The organism is Dietzia sp. B19, assembly GCF_014145155.1.
GTDB classification, from domain to species: Bacteria; Actinomycetota; Actinomycetes; order Mycobacteriales; family Mycobacteriaceae; genus Dietzia; species Dietzia natronolimnaea.
The window spans coordinates 1-2,923 of sequence record NZ_JAALED010000318.1 but is presented as its reverse complement, the minus strand read 5'-3'; the positions used below and the strand labels follow the sequence as shown (position 1 = coordinate 2,923).

The 2,923-nt window shown below is 69.9% G+C and carries 2 protein-coding genes and 1 pseudogene; all 3 read right to left on the bottom strand.

Annotation, left to right across the window (positions count from 1 at the left end):
* Positions 1-406: pseudogene (locus G6020_RS09655) on the bottom strand (cell division protein FtsK); the annotation flags it as partial.
* 60 nt (positions 407-466) lie between these two features.
* Positions 467-1,123, bottom strand: coding sequence for a TIGR03085 family metal-binding protein (locus G6020_RS09650; protein ID WP_182610467.1), 657 nt, complete (start codon positions 1,121-1,123; stop codon positions 467-469).
* A gap of 5 nt (positions 1,124-1,128) precedes the next feature.
* The coding region (locus G6020_RS09645) for a ribonuclease J (RefSeq protein WP_277815263.1) at positions 1,129-2,923 on the bottom strand (1,795 nt) is incomplete at its 5' end.

Genomic DNA, 2,923 nt, shown 5'->3' with positions numbered 1-2,923 from the left:
TCCCCGCCGCACCGAACCACACCGCTCCCGCGAAGACGATCGCGATGCCGACGAGGATCAACCCGAGCCCGTCACGACGGTGCGGTGGTGCCACGCGCTCGTCGTCGGTTCCGCCTCGCAGCCCGCGCACCCCGTGACCGACCCCCTTCGCCACACCCGACCACCCGCCACGCAGACCGCGCCCGACGGCGCCGAAGGCACCGGACGTCCGCTCCGGAGGTGGGGTGACCACGCGGGAACCGCCGCGGGTGCCCGACTTCGGGGTGGAGACGACGGCGCCGCGACGGGAACCGCCTGACCGTGACGACGACGAGGTGGACGCGGTGGATCGCTGTGCGCCGGACTTCGAGGCCGGGCGTCGTCCACCGGGGGCACGGGTGGATCGCGTGTTCGAGCTGGGTGCCATGGGGGTCACTCTATCTTCTCGGACCCCATTGGTAACAGCAGCCACACGGGCCGGGGTCGGTCAGAAGCCCCTCGGTACCGCCCGGACCGCGTCGATGCCCCCCTGGGCTCCGGAGATGTCCACGTCCACAGCGTCCCTGCCGAACGCCCACAGGATCAACTCGACGGGGGCGGCCGTCACACTGACCATCGGGGCCAACGCGGCGCCCGTGGACACCGCACCGGACTTGGTCAACGTGATGCCCGGTGGGGTGCGCAGGTCGACCCGGGCGGACACCCGACGGAGGAACGTCCTGGCCACCGTGGTGCCCAGCGCCCAGATGCGATCGAGGTCCTCGACGTCGAACTCCCGCGTCGTCCATTCGCCACCGGCCCGGCGGACGTCCTCGTGGTGGACGAGGTACTCCGCGGCGTTGGCCACCCGGTCTGCGTAGCGGAGCGGCGAGTACCACGGTGCACCAGCCGCGATCTTCTCGAGCAGTTCGTCCCACGGACGCTCGGCCTCACGGAGGCGCAGTTCCTCCATCCGCGAGGCGAGCGCCGGCAGGACGATTCCCGCGGCGGCGTCGGGACGTGCCTCCCGCACCACCAGGTGCGCCGCGAGATCCCGGCTCGTCCACCCGGCGCACAGCGTCGGTGCCTCCGGCCCGGCGGCGCGCATCGTCTCGACGAGAGCGCTGCGCTCCCGTTGCGCCAGTGTCCGCCGGTCGGGGTTCACCGGACTCAGTCCTGCGCTGCCACGGAGGTGATGACGGTGGGCACGATCATGGGCTTGCGACGCCACTTGTCGGAGACCCAGGTGCCCACGGTGCGGCGGACCGCCTGCGCGAGTCGGTAGGGGTCGGTCTCACCCTCCCCTGCCAGGTCCCACAGTGCGTTCTCGACCAGCTCGACGACCGGCGCCAACGCGCCCGGCTCGTCGGTGAATCCCTTGGCGATGATCTGGGGCTTGCTCACCGGTCGACCGGTGCGGGGGTCCACCACCACCGTGGCGACGATGAAGCCGTCCTCGGACAGCGCGGTGCGGTCCGCCAGCACGGTGTCGCCGACGTCGCCGGTGGACAGACCGTCCACGTACAGGTGGCCGACCGGGATCTGACCGACGGTGGACGCCTTGCCGTCGACGAGGTCCACCACGACGCCGTTCTGTGCGAGCACCACGTTCTCCGCCGGCACGCCGGTCGCGACCGCCAGGGCCCGGTTGGCCCGCAGGTGCCGCCACTCTCCGTGGACGGGCATGGCGTTCTTCGGCCGAACGGCGTTGTAGACGAAGAGCAGCTCGCCCGCGTCCCCGTGTCCGGAGACGTGGATGTTGGCATCGCGGCTGGTCACCACGTTCACGCCCATCTGGGACAGGCTGTTCTGCACGCTGAAGACCGGCTCCTCGTTGCCCGGGACGATCGACGAGGAGAACAGGACGGTGTCGCCCTCGGAGAGGTTGATCTGCCGGTGCTCGCGGCGGGCCATCCGGGACAACCCCGCCATCGACTCCCCCTGGGTCCCGGTGGTCATCACGAGGACCTTCTCGGAGGGGAGCTTCGCCGCGGCGTCCATGTCGATCAGAACGCCCTTCGGGTCCGTGAGCAGACCCAGTTCGAGCGCGATCTCCATGTTCCGGATCATGGACCGACCGGTGAGCGCGACCTTCCGGCCGCAGGCCTCGGCGGCCGCGATGACGGACTGCACGCGGTAGACGTTGGAGGCGAAGCAGGCCACCACGACGAGTCTGCGGGCGTCGCTGATGAGCCGCTGGAGAGCGGGGCCGACCTCGGACTCCGAGCGGCTGACTCCCGGGGTGGTGGCGTTGGTGGAGTCCAACAGCAGCAGGTCGATACCCTCGTCGCCGAACCGTGCCATCTTGGCCAGGTCGGTGGGCCGCTTGTCGGTGGGAAGCTGGTCGAGCTTGATGTCGCCGGACATCATCACGGAGTTGCCGCCCGCACGGACGACAACGCCCAGGCACTCGGGGATCGAGTGGTTGACGTCGAAGTAGCGGACCTCGAACGGGCCGAACGAACTCACGCTCGACTCGTCGACCTGCTGGAAGACCGGCTTGATCCGGTGCTCCCGGCACTTGGCCGCCACCAGGGCCAGGGTGAACCTGGATCCCACGACAGGGATGTTCGGGCGCAGTTTGAGAAGGAACGGGATCGCACCGATGTGGTCCTCGTGGGCGTGCGTGAGAACGAGCGCCTCGACCTGGTCGAGTCGGTCCTCGATGTGACCGAAGTCCGGGAGGATCAGGTCGACTCCGGGCTCAGTCGAACTCGGGAACAGGACACCGCAGTCCACGATCAGAAGCTTCGAGTCGTACTCGAAGGTCATCATGTTGCGGCCGATCTCCGTGATCCCGCCGAGCGCGACCAGACGCATCGCACCCTTGCGCGGCTTGGGCGGGCTGGGCAGCCGGACCGTCATGTCCCCGCCCTGCATGGTCTTGACGCCCCCGAACTCGGCGGTGGAGGTGGTCCCGTTACCCCGACCGCGGCCCCGGCCACCACGGCCACGGCCGCCGCCG